The sequence below is a fragment of the Corynebacterium sp. genome, from assembly GCF_012838985.1.
Classification (GTDB): domain Bacteria; phylum Actinomycetota; class Actinomycetes; order Mycobacteriales; family Mycobacteriaceae; genus Corynebacterium.
In genome coordinates, this window is record NZ_DUOE01000204.1 from 13325 (window position 1) to 28783 (window position 15459).

General features: G+C 68.7%; 15 protein-coding genes. 9 read left to right on the plus strand and 6 right to left on the minus strand.

Going from position 1 to position 15459, the window contains the following annotated elements; translation table 11 throughout:
- Positions 1-90: 90 nt before the first annotated feature.
- Entirely contained in the window at positions 91-2844 is a 2754-nt protein-coding gene (locus GXZ33_RS11495; protein ID WP_291341234.1) for a vWA domain-containing protein, read from the minus strand.
- Positions 2844-3197 (minus strand): hypothetical protein, encoded by a 354-nt coding sequence (locus GXZ33_RS11500; RefSeq protein ID WP_291341236.1) that lies wholly within the window; start codon positions 3195-3197, stop codon positions 2844-2846. The genes GXZ33_RS11495 and GXZ33_RS11500 overlap by 1 nt, the downstream gene beginning before the upstream one ends.
- Positions 3198-3422: 225 nt before the next feature.
- Here GXZ33_RS11500 and GXZ33_RS11505 point away from each other — a divergent pair, with 225 nt between their 5' ends.
- The 8 genes from GXZ33_RS11505 to GXZ33_RS11540 all read left to right on the plus strand — a co-directional run bounded on the left by GXZ33_RS11505 (position 3423) and on the right by GXZ33_RS11540 (position 12343).
- Positions 3423-4787, plus strand: a complete 1365-nt coding sequence (locus GXZ33_RS11505; RefSeq protein ID WP_291341238.1) for a dipeptidase — start codon at positions 3423-3425, stop codon at positions 4785-4787.
- Between the two features lie 255 nt (positions 4788-5042).
- Positions 5043-5564, plus strand: coding sequence for an acetyl-CoA acetyltransferase (locus tag GXZ33_RS11510; RefSeq protein WP_291341240.1), 522 nt, complete (start codon positions 5043-5045; stop codon positions 5562-5564).
- A gap of 408 nt (positions 5565-5972) precedes the next feature.
- Positions 5973-8924 carry a Na+/H+ antiporter subunit A gene (locus GXZ33_RS11515; protein WP_291341242.1) on the plus strand — a complete coding sequence of 984 codons (2952 nt, stop codon included), beginning with the start codon at positions 5973-5975 and terminating at the stop codon, positions 8922-8924.
- A complete protein-coding gene (locus tag GXZ33_RS11520) occupies positions 8925-9416 on the plus strand; it encodes a Na(+)/H(+) antiporter subunit C (RefSeq protein WP_291341244.1) in 492 nt (163 codons plus the stop codon). It begins immediately after the preceding gene.
- The gene (locus GXZ33_RS11525) at positions 9409-11175 is read left to right on the plus strand and encodes a Na+/H+ antiporter subunit D (protein WP_291341246.1); all 1767 of its coding nucleotides are present in this window, start codon (positions 9409-9411) and stop codon (positions 11173-11175) included. The genes GXZ33_RS11520 and GXZ33_RS11525 overlap by 8 nt, the downstream gene beginning before the upstream one ends.
- Positions 11172-11681: a Na+/H+ antiporter subunit E gene (locus GXZ33_RS11530; protein ID WP_291341249.1), complete on the plus strand. Its 510-nt coding sequence runs from the start codon at positions 11172-11174 to the stop codon at positions 11679-11681. Before GXZ33_RS11525 ends, GXZ33_RS11530 begins: the two co-directional genes overlap by 4 nt.
- 2 nt (positions 11682-11683) lie before the next feature.
- The gene (locus GXZ33_RS11535) at positions 11684-11959 is read left to right on the plus strand and encodes a monovalent cation/H+ antiporter complex subunit F (RefSeq protein WP_291341251.1); all 276 of its coding nucleotides are present in this window, start codon (positions 11684-11686) and stop codon (positions 11957-11959) included.
- 3 nt (positions 11960-11962) lie between these two features.
- Positions 11963-12343, plus strand: a complete 381-nt coding sequence (locus GXZ33_RS11540) for a monovalent cation/H(+) antiporter subunit G (RefSeq protein ID WP_291341253.1) — start codon at positions 11963-11965, stop codon at positions 12341-12343.
- A 3-nt stretch (positions 12344-12346) separates the two neighbouring features.
- Here the strand turns inward: GXZ33_RS11540 and GXZ33_RS11545 are convergent, their stop codons facing one another.
- The 4 genes from GXZ33_RS11545 to GXZ33_RS11560 are packed head-to-tail and all read right to left on the minus strand — an operon-like array spanning position 12347 to position 14802.
- Entirely contained in the window at positions 12347-12748 is a 402-nt protein-coding gene (locus GXZ33_RS11545) for an alpha/beta hydrolase (protein ID WP_291341255.1), read from the minus strand.
- Complete coding sequence (locus tag GXZ33_RS11550) at positions 12741-13892, minus strand: glutamate--cysteine ligase (protein WP_291341258.1); 1152 nt, start codon at positions 13890-13892, stop codon at positions 12741-12743. The genes GXZ33_RS11545 and GXZ33_RS11550 overlap by 8 nt, the downstream gene beginning before the upstream one ends.
- On the minus strand, positions 13892-14524 hold the full coding sequence (locus GXZ33_RS11555) for a LytR C-terminal domain-containing protein (RefSeq protein ID WP_291341260.1): 633 nt from the start codon (positions 14522-14524) through the stop codon (positions 13892-13894). The genes GXZ33_RS11550 and GXZ33_RS11555 overlap by 1 nt, the downstream gene beginning before the upstream one ends.
- A gap of 5 nt (positions 14525-14529) precedes the next feature.
- Positions 14530-14802, minus strand: coding sequence for a DUF3263 domain-containing protein (locus GXZ33_RS11560; protein ID WP_291341261.1), 273 nt, complete (start codon positions 14800-14802; stop codon positions 14530-14532).
- Between GXZ33_RS11560 and GXZ33_RS11565 the strand changes: the two genes are divergently transcribed.
- On the plus strand, positions 14801-15385 hold the full coding sequence (locus GXZ33_RS11565) for a peptide deformylase (RefSeq protein WP_291341263.1): 585 nt from the start codon (positions 14801-14803) through the stop codon (positions 15383-15385). The two genes, GXZ33_RS11560 and GXZ33_RS11565, sit on opposite strands and share 2 nt — an antisense overlap.
- The last annotated feature ends 74 nt before the right edge of the window (positions 15386-15459 follow it).

Here is a 15459-nt window from a genome sequence, read left to right on the forward strand (position 1 = left end):
GGTGGGCGCACCACATCAAGACTGTAGAAGAGGCCCCGTGCATGGGTTCGGCGAACTCGAACAGTCCTCCGCATCACGGGGCCTTGGGGGTCAGCTGCCGAAACCGCCGGGCCCACCCGGGCCGCGGGACCCGAAGCCACCGGAACCGCCGGGACTGCCGGAGCCGAAACCACCGCCGAAACCGCCGCCGGAACTGCCCGGGCCTGCGGAGCCACCGGAGCTACCCGGCCCCTCGGAGCCGCCGGAGCCGAAGCCGCCGGATCCGAAACCGCCCGCGGGCCCACCGAACGTGGGGCTGCCTCCGGTGTCACCGGAACCGCCGAACCCACCGGAGCCGGACGGGGTGGCCGCGCCGGGCGCGCTGTCCTGCGGGACGAAGGCGCTGGCCGCCGGGGGCGACTGCTCGGGGGTCTCCAGCTGCTGGGACAGCTGTTCCGCCAGCTGCGGGGCGTTCTGGCTGATGTCCTGGATCATGTTCTGGCCCTCGCCGTCGAAGGGGTGCCGGGCGAGAACCACGAGGTCCATTGTGGAGGGGTCGACCGGGTTGGCGGCCAGGAACCACGAGTTCTGCACGGCCAGCGGCAGCTTGGCGCGCCCCTTGTCCTGCTTGCCGTCACCGCTGATGGACGGGGTCTGCTGGACCAGGGCGACCGGCTCGGCGATGGGGTTGAGCTGGAAGCGTTTGACCTCGACCGGGTAGGCGTCCGCGTTGAAGCGGGTGCCGTTGATGACGGTGACCTGCTGCTTGCCGACGTCCACCGGGTCGATCTCGGGGTGCACCTGGCCGTTGTACCGGAGGACTCCGTCCTGCAGCGTGACCGGGATACGGACAGCACCCATGGGGTCCTTCGGTATCCGGGCGGTGAAGTAACGGACCGCGTAGAGGATCAGGAGAGGAATGAGCAGGGCCAGCACCAACGCAATGATGAATGCGATGGCGAAGCTGGCCTTGTCGATCGGGACGGCGAGCTCACCTTCGGTCGGGACGTCGGCGAGGGTCTCGTTGGCGCCCTCGATGTTGCTCAGGGCGACGGGCAGCGTGCCGGAGACGAAGCCGTCCCGCAGTTCGCTGGTGCTCAGCTCGACCGGCAGGACACCCTGCTCGTCCATGCCGAGGATGAGCGCATTGTTGATGTCGTCGTAGGGGCTGGCGGCCGCGATGGCGGAGACCCCGTCCGGGATGGTCGAGGCGTCCACCTGGCTGCCGGCCGGGATCCACACGCGGCCTGGGCCGGTCACGGGGACGTCGACGGTGACGGTCTCCTCTTCTGCGCGGAAGCGGATGCTGCCGGGCAGCTGAGGCATGTCGCGCTGGGTGACGGTCATCTGGGTGGTGTTGAGGATGGGGCTCAGCCGGGTGCCCGGGGTCTGCCCGTCGCCCTGGGTGGTGATCGTGGTTCGGGCCTGCAGGGTGCCGATCGCGGGGAACTCCCCGATGCCGTCGAGAGGCAGGCGGAGCTCACCGGAGGAGATGTCGGCCCCCTCGGCGAGGACGAGGTCACCTCCGGCGGTGCCGGTGAAGGTGAGGTCCACCCGGCCCTCACCGTGCAGGGGCCGGATGTTGCCGTCGCGGTCGACGAGCCGAAGGTGGAGTTCTTCGTCGTCACGGAGGTTCAGCCCCCCGGCGGCGGTGTCGGCGGAGACAAACTCGACCTGCAGGTCGGGCTGGATCTCAACGGAGTTGAACACGCGGCCGTCGGCGGCGGCCTCGTCGAATCCCTGGAACTGCAGGGCCCAGGTGCCGGCCCAGGAACCGCCGTCGACGAGAGCGACCGTGCCGTCGGCCTTCTGCACCGGGTCGGTGGTGGCGGACCAGGTGACGGCGCCGGAGTGGATCTCCCCGGAGCCGGTGTCCTGCAGCGGGATGCTGTCACCGTTCGGGGCGGTGAGGACGAGGTGGGCGTCAGGCCCGAGGTCGTCCTTGGCGATGGCGGTGAAACGCACCGTCGAGATGGAGTCGTCGAGGACGAAGAGGAAGGGGTCCCCGGCGCGGGTCTCACCGGAGACCTCGCCGCCGGTGGCCAGCACCTCGCGGAACGCCGCGAAGAGCCCGCCCACGTTGTCGGCGGTGAAGAAGGCGCCGTTCGGGGCGAGCTCGCCGCACTGCTGGCCGGTGCCCTCGGTGATGCCCTGGAAGAGGGAGAAGTCGGAGGGGTTGTGCGGGGCGGAGAGACCGATGCCGATGTTGGTGATGTTCGCGCCGCGCAGGCGGTCCGCGACACCACCCGGGGAGCAGAGGGCGGCCTCGGCGGCGTCGGCACCCTCGGCGGCGGTGAGTGCGCCGTCGGTGAAGGTGACGACCATGCGGCAGGGGTCCTCCGCGCCGGAGCGGGAGAAGTCCTGGTAGGCGCCCTGTAGTGCGGAGGCGTAGTTGGTGTACTGCTCGGAGGTGCGGTCCGCGAACGCGGCGATCTGGTTCTTGGCCTCATCGGCGGAGTCCTGGTCGAGGACGATCCAGTCGCCGTAGTTGTCCGGGTCGGTCGCCCCGGACTTGTAGTCCTGGCCGAAGCCGGCGACGCGCACCCGGGTGTCCAGGGCCTCGTCGCGCTGCTTGGCCACGAGCTCGTCGACGAAGCTCTGGGCGGCGGGGACGCGGTGTCCCTCGACGTCGGCGCCCGGGGCGTCCGGATTCACGGAACCGTCCCGGGCCTCGTGGATGAGGCTCTCGGTCTCGTCGATCATGATGATCACGTCGAGGGCACCGCGTTCCGCGATGCAGGCGCCGGCCCGGTTGAGGTTCCCGGACTCGCCGGGCATGTCCTGGGCCGGGGCGGTGGGCGCAGCGAACGCCCCGACCAGTCCGGTCAGGGCGCCGAGTGCGGTCGCACGGAGTCCGTTCCTCATCACCATTTACCCACCCACTGTGCGAAGTTGAAGGCCGACCACACCACGGCGATCAGCAGGACGGCGTAGGTCAGCCAGGCGACGAGGTTCTTCCACCCGACGACGGAGTAGAAGCCCTGCCCCCGCCGCTTGTTGACCTCCGCGAAGTACCAGCCCAGCGCCGAGACACCGATGATGCCCGCGATCACCCAGGCGGCGACCGCGATGACACCCCAGGAGGTGTCCGTCGCGACGTGGTCGCCGAACTGGAGGAAAGCGTTGAGGCCGAGCCCGATGACGCCGGCCAGCAGGCTCGGGAGCAGGTGGAGCACCGGTTGCGAGGAGGCGGTGCGCGTCCGCGGGGCAGCCGTCACCGGGAAGGAACCTCCCGTGGTGGGGCCGTAGGGCGATCCCGCTCCCGGCCCGGGGGAGTCTCCCGGGGGCTTGCCGTATGTACCTCCGGAATACGGAGTGAATCCCTGCGTCATCTGCTGCTCCGGCATCATCGAAAAGGGGCGTGTGCTGAATTGCCTTCCTGACTTTAGTGCCAGTCGGAAAGCAATACGTGACTGGGATGGAAGTACGTACACTCCGACCTTATGAACATCAGCTCCGACCTCACTGCTCTGCGTACCCATATAGAAGGACAGCGCGAGCGCATCTTCCGCGACCTCTCCGAGATCGTCGCCTTCGACTCCGTCCACGACGAACCCGGCCACGAGGAGGACGCCGCCGGCGCCGCCGAATGGACCCGCCAGGCGCTTGTCGACGTCGGCCTCGACGTCACCACCCACGACACCGTCGATGGTTCGACGGCGGTGATCGGGCGTCGGGAAGCGGCCGCAGGCATGCCCACCGTCCTCCTCTACTCCCACCATGACGTGGTGCCCGCGGGCGACCACTCCCTGTGGACCTCCCCGCCCTTCGACCTCACCGAGCGCGACGGCCGCTGGTACGGCCGCGGCGCCGCGGACTGCAAGGGCAACCTCGTCATGCACCTGGCCGCCCTGCGTGCCCTGGAGGACCTCGGCGGCACCGACCTGGGCCTGATCGTGCTGGTCGAGGGCTCCGAGGAGCGCGGCGGCGAGGGCCTGGAGCACCTGCTGCAGACGCAGCCGGAGCTGTTCCGCGCCGACGTCATCCTCATCGCCGACTCCGGCAACGCCGCCGTGGGCGTGCCGACGCTGACCACCTCCCTGCGCGGCGGTGGCCAGGTGGTGGTCACCGTGGACACGCTGCGGACCCCGCTGCACTCGGGCAGCTTCGGCGGCGCCGCCCCGGATGCCGTCGCCGCCCTGGTCCGCATCCTGGACTCGCTGCGTGACGAACACGGCCGCACCGTCATCGACGGCGTCGACCACCTGCGGACCTGGGAGGGCGAGCCCTACCTGCCGGAGGACTTCCGCCGTGACGCCGGCATGCTCGAGGGCACGCAGATCATGGGCACCAGGAGCGACGCCCCCGCCGACATGGTGTGGGCCCGTCCGGCGATCACCGTCACCGGCTTCACCTCGACATCCGTCGCGGAGGCCGTCAACGCCGTGCCCGCCACCGCGCAGGCCAAGCTCAACGTGCGTGTGCCGGCAGGACTCGACGCCGACGACGTGATGGACAAGCTCGTCGCCCACCTCCGGGCGCACACCCCGTGGGGCGCGCACATCGACATCGACGTGCAGGAGAAGAACCAGCCCTTCTCCACCGATCCCTCCGGCCCCGCCCTCGCCGTCCTGCGCCGCTGCCTGGCGAACGCCTACGGTGCCGACGACGCCGTGACGCTCGGTTCCGGCGGCTCCATCCCGCTGACCCTCGCCCTGCAGGAGACGTTCCCGGAGGCGGAGATCGCGCTCTTCGGGGTGGAGGAGCCGCAGTGCACCATCCACTCCCCTGACGAGTCCGTGGACCCCACGGAGATCATCAACGTCGCCGTCGCAGAAGCAGCGTTCCTGCAGGCCTGGCGCGGTTGACATGGAAACTTGGGGGTGAACACCAAGTTAAATTCGGTGAACGGGTTGCAAAGAGGGTGCCGTGGGTCATACACTCGCAATCGTGACGTACACCAACATCGATCTTCAGCTAGTAGCCGAGGCTACGAACCCCAGTGCGGGCTAGGGACTGACTCCCCGCACCCTGGGGTAGTAGTCGTTAAGCTTTTTTCGCCGCTGAAGAGTCGGTCCACTTAAATCAACCTTCCTTTCGAAGACCCTTTAGAGGACCGAATAATGTTCAACACCATTTCTGCACCCGTCACCACCTCCACCTACGCTTCCGCTGACATCAAGCAGGATCCGTTCACCACGCGTTTCGGCAACGGCCACCGTCTGCCCCGTGGTATGCGTGATGAGGCCGCCGGCATGGCCTGGCCGCTGTTCATCGCCACCTACGCTCCCGCCGCTGACATCCGCATCTCCCACATGGAGGCGTCCCGTGGCCGTGGTGGCCAGCAGCACTACACCGCCGAGATGATCCGCACCTCCAAGACGGAGCAGCCGATCACCTCCACCCACGACATCACCGCCATGGGCCCGACCTCCGCCGCGTCCCACCTGCTGGCTGACGCCGGTCGCCACGTCGAGATCATGGCCTTCCACCAGACCGAGCTGTACGAGGCCACCATCACCTTCGTCAAGGTCGCCCACCAGAACAACGAGAACCGCACCGCCTGGGCCATGGGCTTCGGGGCCACCAACGAGGCCTCCATCGCCGCCGCCCTGGCCTCCGGTGCACAGCGCATCTACGGCTAGTCCACCCACTGCCCCGACACGGAGAGGCGGTGACATGCACCTGCCCCTGCTACGAGTAGCTGAGAAGTGCGGAACCTGAACACAGGTTCCGCACTTCTGCTCTTTCCGGCCCCCACCTTTGTGGACCCGTGAACAAGGTGCCCCCGTCAGGGCGCAACACACCCTTATATAAAGGTATCGGTTAGACTGTGTTCTCGTTGGCCGCGCCGCCTGAATCGACGCCGCCTCAATCTTGGGTGTTTCTCAGTGCTCTCACTTCTCTCGTCTGCCCGCCACCACACCCGGCGGGGATACAGGGGGCAACTGCCGCTGGGGGCAGCACGCACGTTGGCGACGACAACCACGGCTCCGCGGTTTTCGCCTTGACCCGTGTCCTGTCCGCTCCACGCGAAAGGGAACATCGCCCACGTGCTGTTACTTCTAGCCGCCCTGACCATCACCTCGCTGGTCGCCCCCGTTCTCATACGGTCACTCGGCCGGTCCGCCTTCGCGATGCTCGCGACCGTGCCGGCCGTCGGCTTCTTCTGGGTCCTGTCGCTGTTCACCTCCGGTCGCTTCGCCGACGGTGGGGCGCTGCACTTCTCCATGGAGTGGATGACGGCCGCGCACCTGGACCTGGAGTTCCGGATGGACTCCCTGGCGGGCCTGTTCAGCCTGATCATCCTCGGTGTCGGCGCGCTGGTGCTGTTCTACTGCTGGGGCTACTTCGACTCGAATCCCCGGCGTCTCGCGGTGTTCGGCTCCCAGATGGCGGCCTTCGCCATGGCCATGTTCGGCCTGGTGACCTCGGACAACCTGCTGCTGATGTACATCTTCTGGGAGATCACCTCGGTGCTCTCCTTCCTGCTGGTGGGCTACTACGGCGAGCGTGCGTCGTCGCGACGCTCCGCCAGCCAGGCACTCATGGTGACCACGCTCGGTGGACTGTCGATGCTGGTGGGCATCATCCTGTTCGGCCGGCAGACGGGGGTGTGGAGCCTGTCCGGGATCGCCACCTTCACGGAGGTGCAGACCACGCCGTACATCACGGCAGCCATCGTCCTCATCCTGGCGGGTGCGCTGAGCAAGTCCGCCATCGCCCCCGGCCACTTCTGGCTGCCCGGCGCGATGGCCGCCCCCACCCCGGTGTCCGCCTACCTGCACTCCGCGGCGATGGTGAAGGCGGGCATCTACCTGGTGGCCCGCCTCGCGCCGGACTTCAACGTGGTGACCACGTGGCACCTGGTGGTCATCCCGCTCGGGCTGATGACCATGCTCATGGCCGGCTGGATGGCGCTGCGCCAGAAGGACCTCAAGCTGGTCCTCGCGTACGGCACGGTGTCGCAGCTGGGCTTCATCACCGCGACGGTGGCGATCGGTTCGCGGGAGGCGATGCTCGCCGGTCTGGCGCTGACGTTCGCGCACTCGCTGTTCAAGGCGACCCTGTTCATGATCGTCGGCGCCATCGACCACACCACCGGTACCCGTGACATCCGGGAGCTCTCCGGTCTGGGCCGGAGGCAGCCGTTCATCGCGGGGCTGGCGGTGCTGTCGGCGCTGTCGATGGCGGGTGTGCCGCCGCTGTTCGGTTTCGTCGCGAAGGAGTCCGTCCTCGAGGCGGTGATGAACGAGGAGCTGCTCATCGGCATGCCGCGGAACATGATGCTCGTGGCGATGGTCCTGGGCTCCGTGCTCACCATGGCCTACTCACTGCGGTTCCTGCACGGCGCCTTCGCCACCAAGCGGGAGGTCCACGCGACCGGGGGCGGCGAGGCGGAGGCCGTGTCCCGCATGACCCCGATCGGGCCGCGCCTGTGGCTCGCCCCGCTCGTGCTCACCGCACTGACCGTCGGGCTGGGCCTGTACCCGCGGCCCCTGTCGGGTGCGATCACCGCGCACCTGGACAACGTCTTCCCCCTGGCCCCGGGCGAGTCCGGCGGCCAGCTGGCCCTGTGGCACGGTCTGACGGTCCCGTTGGCGCTGTCCGCGTTCATCATCCTCGGTGGTGTGGTCATGCACTGGCAGCGCGAGGTCATCGCGAAGGCGCAGTTCGAGGAGCCCGCCCTGGGCTCCGCGGACGCCGCCTACGACTCGGTCCTCGATTTCCTCCGCACCGCCTCCCTGCGCCTGACGGCCTCGACCCAGCGTGGTTCCCTGGCGGTCAACCTGGGCATCATCTTCGCGGTGCTCATCTCCCTGCCGATGGTCGCGCTGGTCCTGGGTGACCGCCCGGATGTGCGGATGGTCCTGTGGGACTCCCCGTGGCAGGCGCTGGCGTCGGGCATCATCATCGTCGCCGCCATCGCGGCCACCCGCATGGACAACCGCCTCTCCGGCGTCATCCTCGTCGGCGTGACCGGTTACGCCCTGGCCGTCATCTTCGCGATGCACGGCGCCCCCGACCTGGCCCTCACCCAGACGCTGGTGGAGACGGTCCTCATGGTCATCTTCATGCTCGTGCTGCGTAAGCTGCCGACCTCGACGGAGTGGACCCAGTCCCCCAAGGCGAACCGCGTCCGCGCGTGGCTGTCGGTCGCGGTGGGACTGTCGGTGACGGTCGTGACGATGTTCGCCATCAACGCCCGCACCCACGACCCGATCTCGCAGCACATGCCGGACCTGGCCATGGACATCGGCCACGGCGCCAACGCCGTCAACGTGCTGCTCGTCGACCTGCGTGCCTGGGACACCTTCGGTGAGATCTCGGTGCTCGTCATCGCGGCGACCGGCGTGGCCTCGCTCATCTACCGCACCCGTTCCTTCAGCCGCGTCTCCCGCCGTCCGACCCTCACGGTCACCGGCCGCCGTTGGCTGGCCGCGGGCGTGGAGACCGAGCGTGCCCAGAACCGTTCCCTCATGGTGGACGTCGCGACGCGCATCCTCTTCCCCTCGATGATGGTGCTCTCGCTGTACTTCTTCTTCGCCGGCCACAACGGCCCCGGCGGCGGCTTCGCGGGTGGCCTCGTCGCCGCGCTCGCGTTCACGCTGCGCTACATCGCGGGCGGCCGCGCCGAACTCGAGGAGGCACTGCCGGTCGACGCCGGCCGTATCCTCGGCACCGGCCTGTTCCTCTCCGCCGCGGCGGCGATCTGGCCGATGTTCCTCGGCCACCCGCCGCTGACGTCGTGGTACGACTCGGTTGATCTGCCGTTGATCGGTTCCATGTCGCTGCCGTCGGCACTGCTTTTCGACGCCGGCGTCTACCTCATCGTCGTCGGCCTCATGATGCACATCCTCTCCTCCCTCGGTGGTCAGCTCGACCTCGAGGAGGAGATGCGTAAGCAGCGCGCCCGCGACCGTGCCCGGTCGATGGCACGCGCCGCGGAGCGGCGCCGGACGATGACGACCCAGGCGGCGTCGACAAGCGAAGGAGAGAAGTAAATGGTCGCGAACCTCTTCCTGCTGCTGGCGGCAGGCACCATGGTCTCCGCGGGCGTGTACCTCGTGCTCGACCGTGCGATGACGAAGATGATGCTGGGGCTGATGCTCATCGGCAACGGCGCCAACCTGCTCATCCTGCAGGCCGGTGGCCCCGCCGGCTCCCCGCCGATCATGGGGCGCGAGTCCCTGTTCTACGGCGAGGCCCTGGCCGACCCGCTGGCGCAGGCGATGATCCTCACGGCGATCGTCATCGCGATGGCCATGACGGCGTTCATCCTCACGCTGGCCTACCGTCAGTACCGCTACCGCACCGCCGACGTCATCGAGGACGACATCGAGGACGCCGCCATCGCGGCCCGCCCCGCCACGGCGAGTGCGGCGCCCGACCACGACGCCTCCGACGACCCGGACACCGGCCGCGTCACCTCCGAGGGAGACACCTTCGGACTGCGCTCCTTCGAGGCCCCGGTGAAGGGTGAGATCGATGACTGAGACCCTCACCCCCTTCGTGGACACGCTCCTGCCGCTCATGCCTTTCCTCATCCCGCTGCCGGTGATCCTGCCGGCGGTGGCGGCGGCCCTGGCGCTGCTCGCCGGACGGCACCCCCGCATCCAGCGCATCCTCGCGCTGGGCACGCTGCTGGTGCTGGGTGTGCTCGCGGCGTCGATGATCATCGTCGTCGACATGGAGGGCATCCAGACGGTGCAGCTCGGCGGGTGGGACGCCCCCGTGGGCATCACCCTCGTCGCCGACCGCCTGTCGACGGTGATGCTCACCGTCTCCTCCGTCGTCCTGTTCTGCGTCATGTGGTACGCCATCAGCCAGGGTGTGCGCGACGGCGGCAAGGACGAGCCGGTCGCCGTGTTCCTGCCCACCTACATGCTCCTGAGCATGGGCGTGAACATGTCCTTCCTGGCCGGTGACCTGTTCAACCTCTACGTCGGTTTCGAGGTCTTCCTCGTCGCCTCCTACGTGCTGCTCACCCTCGGTGCCTCACCCTCACGCGTACGTGCCGGCGTCTCCTACGTCATGGTGTCGATGGTCTCGTCGATGGTGTTCCTCTTCGCGCTGGCCGGCGTCTACGCGGCGGTCGGCACGGTGAACCTCGCCCAGATCGGCATGCGCATGGAGGACGTCCCGACCGGCGCGCGGGCCGCCATCTTCGGCACCCTGCTCGTCGCGTTCGGCATCAAGGCGGCGGTCTTCCCGCTGGACGCCTGGCTGCCCGACTCCTACCCCACCGCCCCGTCGCTGGTCACCGCCGTGTTCGCGGGCCTGCTGACCAAGGTCGGCGTGTACTCGATCATCCGCATGCGTTCGGTGGTGTTCACCGACGGCTCCCTCGACGGGCTGCTCATGTGGGTGGCCCTGGCGACGATGATCGTGGGCATCCTCGGTGCGATGGCGCAGAACGACATCAAACGACTCCTGTCCTTCACACTGGTCAGCCACATCGGCTACATGATCTTCGGCATCGCGCTGGGCTCCGCCCAGGGCCTGTCCGGCGCGATCTTCTACGCCGTGCACCACATCCTCGTGCAGACCGCGCTGTTCCTGGTGGTCGGCCTCATCGAGCGGCAGGCGGGCACGTCCTCGCTGCGTCGCCTCGGGTCCCTGGCCTACACCGCACCGGTCATCGCGCTGCTCTACTTCATCCCGGCGGTCAACCTGGGCGGCATCCCGCCGTTCTCCGGCTTCCTGGGCAAGATCATCCTCCTGGAGGCCGGCGCCAACGAGGGCGGCTTCATGCCGTGGCTGCTCATCGGCGGCGCGGTGGTCACCTCGCTGCTCACCCTCTACGTCATGGTGCTCGTCTGGTCCAAGGGCTTCTGGCGCGACCGCAAGGACGCCCCCGAGGGCCACGTCGCCATGGCCCGCCCGGCGCCGCTCGCCGAGGTCACCGACGAGGTCCAGTTCGTCGAGCGTGACGACGTCGGCCGCATGCCCGTCGGCATGGTCGCCTCCACCGCGACGCTCATCGCGGCGTCGCTGGCCGTGACCGTGCTGGCCGGCCCCATCGCCGGCGTCACCGGACGGGCCGCCGAGTCGGCCCAGGACATCAGCATCTACCGCACCGCGGTGCTGGGCACCACCGCCGACGACCCGGGCCGCACGCTCCAGCAGCGGCGCCTGGACGATGGCTCCGACACCCTGCGCAACCGCGACCACCTGCTCCCGGAGCCGCAGCCCGCCGTCGAGACCACCACCGATACCGCCACAGAGACCACCACCGAGGAGGAGCAGCCGTGATCGCCGGACTCCGTCGTCGTTTCCGCCCGTGGTTCATCGTCTGGATCACCCTCATGTGGTGCCTGCTCATGGGCGAGATCACCTGGGCCAACCTCATCGGCGGCCTGCTCGTGGGCTGCCTCATCGTCTTCGGCCTGCCGCTGCCGGCCATGCCGATCGCCGGTCTGAGCGTCAACTGGTGGCTGCTGTTCGTCCACATGCTCACCTGGTTCCGGGACCTCGCGGTCGCCTCCACCAAGGTGGCGTGGCTGGCGCTGCGGCCCGCCGACCCGCCGAAGTCCGCCATCGTGCGGGTGCCCATGCGGGTGTCCAATGAGCTGGTCCTTTCCTTCGCCACCGTGCTGTACAACCTGCAGCCGGGTGGTTCGGTCAGTGACATCGACATCGCCAACCGCATGTGGACGGTCCACCTGCTCGACGCCGGCACCGAGGAGGCGCTGGCCCACGAGCTGGAGACCATCGCCACGCTCGAGCGCCGCATGATCCGCATCTTCGAGAGGAAGTGACCATGAGCCCTGACCTCTACACGAATCTGCTGCTCATCCCCGCGGCGTTCTTCGCCCTGTCCTTCATCATCATGACGTGGCGGATCGTCGTCGGACCCAACTCGATGGACCGCATGCTGGGGCTCGACGGTTTCGTCGCCATGCTCCAGTGTGCGCTGGCCACCTACATCTGCTGGACGCTCGACACGACCGTCGCCAACGCCATGCTCGTCATCGCGCTGCTCGGTTTCATCGCCTCGGTGGCCGTCGCGCGTTTCCGCAAGAGGGACGGGAGCTAAGCCATGACCTACCAACTGTTCGCGGACGTCGTCTCGCTCATCCTCATCATCACCGGTTCGTTCCTGGTGTTCTCGGCGGCGGTCGGTGTCGTCCGTTTCCGGGACACGATGGCGCGCATCCACGCCATCACGAAGCCGCAGACCACCGGCCTGATCCTCACGATCCTCGGGGCGCTGCTCAAGGTCACCGGTTCCCCTGACCTGGGGATCGCCCAGCGCGGTGACCTGGGTATTCTCCTTCTGCTGGTCATCTTCGCGGGCATGACCTCCCCGGTCACCGCCCAGCGCCTGGGCCGTGTCTCGCGCCGTGAGGGTCTCTACGGCGACCCGGAGCACATGTCGCGTAACGACGCCCCCGCCGAGCGTTCGCTGCGCCGCCGCTGAGCGTCAGTCGGCGAGGAGGGAGCTGATCTCCGCGACCAGCTGCTCCGGCTGTCCGGGGCCGGTGGCGGTGCGCAGCGTGGGCACCGGGGTGTCCAGTGCCTCCTCCTGCCGACGCCGCAGGAAACGCGGCACCAGGCGGGGTGTCTCCGGCAGGGACAGCACCGCGTGGGTGATCCGCTGCGGCTGCTCCCGTGCCAGGCGCGCCGCTGCCAGGGCGCCGGTGCCGTGCCCGACGAGCACCACCCGGCGCAGCTCCTGCTTGTCCAGGTACTGCTCGAGGGTCTGCACACTGAGGTTGGGCAGCCACGGCTTCCACCCGGCGGGCAGGGCACGGACCACCCCGGTCCACACGTCGGGAAGCTGCCCGGTGGAGTGGACGAGGACGACGTTCACCACGTCAGGCATCGGGGACCATCTCCTCCATCTCCCGGCAGGTGGCGTCGATGACGGGGATCCAGCTGCCGGTGACGTCGTGGATACGACGCTGACGCTGGTAGCCGGCGCCGCGTTCGAGGATCTCGGACACCAGGTGCAGCTCGTCGAGGCAGCCCAGTTCGGTGGCCAGGGGCGAGAGTTCGTCGACAAGCTCCGCGAGCTCCTGGGTGACCCAGCGCTCATCGGTGTCGCGGCTGGTGATCACCAGCGCCTCCAGCCCGTAGCGGGCGGCGCGCCACTTGTTCTCGGCGACGTGCCAGGGCTGCAGGACCGGCAGTTCCTCACCACGGTCGATCATGCGGTCGTAGTGGACGACCAGGCAGTGCGTGAGGGCCACGACGGCGGCCAGTTCCCGCAGGTTGGAGGTGGCGTCCGAGACCCGCACCTCGACGGTGCCCCACTTCGGGGCGGGGCGGATGTCGAAGTGCATCGACCCGGTGTGGTTGATCACGCCCGAGATGCCCTGGTCGTGCATGTAGGACTCCCACTCGGCCCAGTTCCGGAACTGGAAGGGCAGGCCGGCGGTGGGCAGCTGCTGGTAGAGCATCGTGCGGTTGGAGGCGTAGCCCGTGTCCAGTCCGTCCCAGCCCGGCGATGACGCGGTCAGTGCCAGCAGGTGCGGGTACTTCGTCATGAGGGCGTTGATGATCGGCCACACGCGTTCCTCGTGGCTGATGCCGACGTGGACGTGGATGCCCCAGATGAGCATCTGCGAACCCCAGTAGCGGGTGCGTTCGATGATCTCGGCGTAGGCCATCTTCGCGCTGACCGGGTTCTTGCGCCAGTCCGAGAAGGGGTGTGATCCGGAGGACCACAGGCACAGGCCGAGTTCGGCGGCCGCCTCCTTCACCACGGCCAGGCCGTGGCTGAGTTCCGCGACGGCCTGCGGCACGGTGTCGTGGATGCCCGTGACCAGTTCGACGGTGTTCTGCAGGAACTCCTTCTCCAGGTGCACCTCGGGGTGGCGGGCCCGGACGAGGTCGATGACCTCGACGGCCTTGGGCGCGAGGTCGCGGGTCTCGGGGTCGATGAGCGCGATCTCCCACTCGACGCCGAGCGTCGGCTGCGGCGAGCGGCGGAACGGGATCGGCTCGATGCCGGTCCCCGGGCCCATTACAGCGCCACCTCGTTGACCAGCACCAGGGTCAGGTCGTTGCGACCGGCGGTGGTCTCGGGGAGGAAGCCCTCATATTCGCGGGCGACGCCGCCCAGGCGGTCGGCGAGTTCGCGGGCCCGCTGTTCTGCGGGGGCGTTGCCGGGCTGGAAGAAGACGGTGGTCTCCGGGAGGATGTGGTCCGGCAGGTTGCCCACCTCGCCGACCTGGAAACCGTCCTCACGCAGGCGGTCCGCGACGTTCGCGGCCAGGTTCGGCACGGTCGAGTTGTTGAGCACGTTGAGGCGCTCCGGCTCCGGGGCGGGGGCCGGGGGTGCCGCCGGGGGCTGCGGCTTGTCGACGTCCCCCTCCTCCCGCGCCGCGGTCTCCGCGGCGTCGGCAGCGTCGGCCTCTGCGTCCGTCTCCGGGGAGGCGGACTGGCCGTCCCGGCCGGATTCGGTGGCCACGGTCGCGGTCTCCGCGGAGGTGGCGCTGCCGGCGATGCCCGCGCCGTCGGCGGTGTCCGACGAGGTCTGTGTCGAGGCGTAGAGGCCCCACATCGCCAGCAGGACGGCGACGGCGATGAGCACCATCGCCAGCCCGCGCAGCGGGAGTCCCGAACTGGACTGATTCTCCGGATTCACATTGGTCACAGTAGTCACTCTAGTCTCTCGCCCTGCGCTTGCCGACGTTCCTCGGCCCGCCTGTCGCGGATGCGACGCAGCCGGGCCATGAGCACCGGGTGGGAGGCCATGGCGGCGGGGACGTCGATGAGCAGATTGAGGCGCTGATAGTAGCGGACCGGGCTCATCCCGAGCTCGGCGCGGATGAGTTCCTCCTTCGCGCCGGCCGAACGCGGGGCGCGCTCCTCGAAGTCGAGGAGACGGGCATCGGATTCACTCAGGTCGGACATGCCTAAACTGTAGGCCATGACGATCCGACCGATTGTGATCCACGGCGACCCCGTGCTGCACAACCCCACCAGCCCCGTCGACCCCGCGGACATCCCGGGCGAGGAGATCCAGACCCTCATCGCCGACATGTACGAGACGATGGACGCGGCCAACGGAGTGGGGTTGGCGGCGAACCAGGTGGGCGTGGGCAAGCGACTGTTCGTGTACGACTGCCCCGATGACGACGGTGTCCGGCACAAGGGCTGCGTGATCAACCCCGTGCTGGAGACCTCCGAGATCCCCGAGACCATGCCCGCCGACGACGGCTCCGAGGACGAGGGCTGCCTCTCCGTCCCCGGTGAGGGCTGGCCCACCGGCCGCGCCGACTGGGCGAAGGTCACCGGCCTCGACGCCGAGGGCAACGAGATCGAGGTGGAGGGCACCGGCTTCTTCGCCCGCTGTCTCCAGCACGAGGTCGGCCACCTCGACGGCTTCCTCTACACCGACGTCCTCATCGGCCGTTTCCGCCGCCAGGCGAAGAAGACCATCAAGGCCAACGGGTGGACCGAACCCGGCCTCACCTGGATGCCGGGCGAGGACGAGGACCCCTTCGGGCACTAGATGGGTATCTTCCGCTCCGACGAGGTGGCGGTCGGCGACCGCGTGGTCGTGCGCCGCCTCCTCCCCGACACCCC

Coding starts and splice junctions, on each gene's coding strand:
- GXZ33_RS11495 (WP_291341234.1), bottom strand. CDS start 2,844: ATGAGGAACGGACTCCGTGCGACCGCACTCGGCGCCCTGACCGGACTG.
- GXZ33_RS11505 (WP_291341238.1), top strand. CDS start 3,423: ATGAACATCAGCTCCGACCTCACTGCTCTGCGTACCCATATAGAAGGA.
- GXZ33_RS11510 (WP_291341240.1), top strand. CDS start 5,043: ATGTTCAACACCATTTCTGCACCCGTCACCACCTCCACCTACGCTTCC.
- GXZ33_RS11520 (WP_291341244.1), top strand. CDS start 8,925: ATGGTCGCGAACCTCTTCCTGCTGCTGGCGGCAGGCACCATGGTCTCC.
- GXZ33_RS11525 (WP_291341246.1), top strand. CDS start 9,409: ATGACTGAGACCCTCACCCCCTTCGTGGACACGCTCCTGCCGCTCATG.
- GXZ33_RS11535 (WP_291341251.1), top strand. CDS start 11,684: ATGAGCCCTGACCTCTACACGAATCTGCTGCTCATCCCCGCGGCGTTC.
- GXZ33_RS11540 (WP_291341253.1), top strand. CDS start 11,963: ATGACCTACCAACTGTTCGCGGACGTCGTCTCGCTCATCCTCATCATC.
- GXZ33_RS11545 (WP_291341255.1), bottom strand. CDS start 12,748: ATGCCTGACGTGGTGAACGTCGTCCTCGTCCACTCCACCGGGCAGCTT.
- GXZ33_RS11550 (WP_291341258.1), bottom strand. CDS start 13,892: ATGGGCCCGGGGACCGGCATCGAGCCGATCCCGTTCCGCCGCTCGCCG.
- GXZ33_RS11565 (WP_291341263.1), top strand. CDS start 14,801: ATGACGATCCGACCGATTGTGATCCACGGCGACCCCGTGCTGCACAAC.
- GXZ33_RS11560 (WP_291341261.1), bottom strand. CDS start 14,802: ATGGCCTACAGTTTAGGCATGTCCGACCTGAGTGAATCCGATGCCCGT.